The organism is Sinorhizobium terangae (genome assembly GCF_009601505.1).
Classification (GTDB): domain Bacteria; phylum Pseudomonadota; class Alphaproteobacteria; order Rhizobiales; family Rhizobiaceae; genus Sinorhizobium; species Sinorhizobium terangae.
Genome location: NZ_WITC01000110.1, coordinates 1 through 2,452 on the forward strand (window position 1 = coordinate 1; position 2,452 = coordinate 2,452).

Annotated in this window: 2 protein-coding genes; both read left to right on the forward strand. The window is 57.1% G+C overall.

The window, feature by feature from the left end; translation table 11 throughout:
• The first annotated feature begins 166 nt into the window (after window positions 1–166).
• Window positions 167–1,093 carry a nucleoside hydrolase gene (locus GHK62_RS25195; RefSeq protein WP_153441767.1) on the forward strand — a complete coding sequence of 309 codons (927 nt, stop codon included), beginning with the start codon at window positions 167–169 and terminating at the stop codon, window positions 1,091–1,093.
• 379 nt (window positions 1,094–1,472) lie between these two features.
• A complete protein-coding gene (locus tag GHK62_RS25200; protein WP_153441768.1) occupies window positions 1,473–2,273 on the forward strand; it encodes a phytanoyl-CoA dioxygenase family protein in 801 nt (266 codons plus the stop codon).
• Window positions 2,274–2,452 lie beyond the last annotated feature (179 nt).

The window sequence follows — 2,452 nt, forward strand, 5'->3', positions numbered from 1 at the left end:
CGGGTTCCCAGACACATGTCGTTGCGGACGGCTAGGGGATGGTGATCCTCAATCTGGATGAAAAGGTCAAACTCAGCGCAAAGGCTGACGATATCTGCTCGTTCACGGTCGGCGACGGGAAAGCCGTCGGCCCGCTGCCAGCATCTCGGTTAAGGGGGAAACTTTAATGACTCAAATTGGATATGCCGACCGGATCAGAATGCTCGAACCGCCAAAAGGCCGCGTAAGATGCGTTCTGGACACCGATACATACAACGAGATCGATGACCAGTTCGCGGTCGTACAAATGCTGTTATCGGCCGATCGACTCGACCTTCAGGCGATCTATGCCGCTCCGTTTCATAATGCCCGCTCGGAAAACCCGGGTCATGGCATGGAACTGAGCTATGACGAGATCCTGCGTCTGCTCACGCGGATGGACGTCGAGCCGGAAGGGCTTGTGTTCCAGGGAGTGAGAAGCTACGTCGGACCCGAAAAGGTGGGGAGAGACGCTCCCGCAGTCGAAGATCTGATTGGCCGCGCTCGCGCAAGTTCCACGGCCGATCCGCTCTACGTCGTGGCAATCGCGGCGATCAGCAACGTGGCATCAGCCATCCTGAAGGCGCCCGACATCATCGATAGGATTGTTGTTGTTTGGCTTGGCGGGGATGCGCTTGAATGGCCGGACACCAGGGAATTTAATCTTTGCCAGGACGTCGGCGGGGCGCAGGTGTTGTTTGACAGCGGGGTTCCGGTGGTACTTCTGCCATGCCTCGGAGTTGTCTCGCATCTCCTGAGTTCGGTTCCGGAGATCGAGCGGCATGTCGAACCACACGGAGAAATCGGAAAATTCCTCGCGCAGCGATACAAGGAACACTCGGACGATCACGTCGGTTGGTCGAAGGAAATCTGGGATATGGCGCCGGTAGCCTGGTTGCTCAATCCCGACTGGTGCGAAAGCGTAATCACTTCTACGCCGGTGCTCACAGATCAGGTGGCGTGGAGCGTCGATAAGAAGCGGCATCCAATGCGCTACGTCTATCGGATCCATCGCAACCCAATCCTAAAGGACTTCTTCGACAAGATTAAGGCGCGATCGCAGGGGGTTGCGTAATCGAATCACAAAACGGCAGATCATTGGGTGAGATATGGCGACGATGTCCCCAGCTATTGCTCTGAGGGGTGCCCGTTCCCGAGATCCGAGTACGAGCGCAGGCACCTCAATCTGTTGGAGGCAGTGGCGAGCGCGGGGCTAAAGCGTGAAGCGAAAACGGCTCCTTATTAGATACAGCGTGGTCCGAACTACCGAGCCAATACCACCCACGCTCATGATGCCTAAGCAAATCGAATCAGAACGAAGGATGGATTGAATGCGTGGCCCGGGGTGAAAGTTAAGCCGGTGGCGGCGGGTTGAGGCGAGCAGTGGGCTAAGGTGAAGGCCATGACCCAAGCTGGGAAGGTTGAATGGATTTTAGCAGCCGAAGGAAGACGCAATGAAAAGTGAAGTTACCGACGATCAGGTCCGAGAATACCAGGAACGAGGGTTTGTGCACATCCCAGGCCTTTTGTCGCCGGCCGAGGTGGCCGAACTCAAAGCCGCCGTCCTCGAGGCAGTTGAGATGATGGCTGGCCGCAAGATCGCCCCAGGCGGAGTCGATCAGGTCGAGGGTAAGGACTTCTACTACGACAAGGTCTTTACCCAGCGAATAAACGTTTCGAAACTGAATGAGACAATTAACCGGTACATCCGCGGCCCCGAAATCGGCAACATGGCCAGCGCCCTTGCGCGCCAGCCCGCGATGCGGATCTATCTCGATCAGGCGTTGATCAAAGAGCCCTACGGCAACCCAACCGCTTGGCACCTCGACAATCCCTTCTGGGCCTTCCATTCGCGCGACGCGATTTCGATCTGGATCGCGCTCGAGGATGCGACGCCCCTCAACGGCTGCCTGTCGTTCGTGCCGGGCAGCCACAGGCTCGCCCGCTACGATAACGCCAACATCGGGAAAGACCTTGCGGGACTCTTCAAGATCTACCCCGAGATGGCAGAGACGGACCCTGTCGCGGTCCCAATGCGCGCGGGCGATTGCAGCTTTCACAACGGCCTTACGGCGCATGGCGCCGGGGCCAACATGACCCGCCGCCGCCGGATCGCGATGACCGCGGCCTTCATGCCCGATGGCTGCACCTTTAACGGGTGCCAGGACATTCTGCCCACGGCTTACTTCGAAAGCTTGAACGTCGGCGACAGGCTCTGCGAAGACACGATCAACCCGATTGTCGGGAGAGCCTAGCTGGTCGGTCGCAGCCTGAGCACCATGAGCAGGCTACGACGGAAACTTAAGGACGATGCGGGGAGTTTCTCCGATACTGACCCACGAAAGTGCAGTAAGATTCAATAAATTGATTATGCCGGTACACTCAATTTATTGATTTCATTCTTTTTTCGTGGGTGAGAACCAGAAATCTTCCC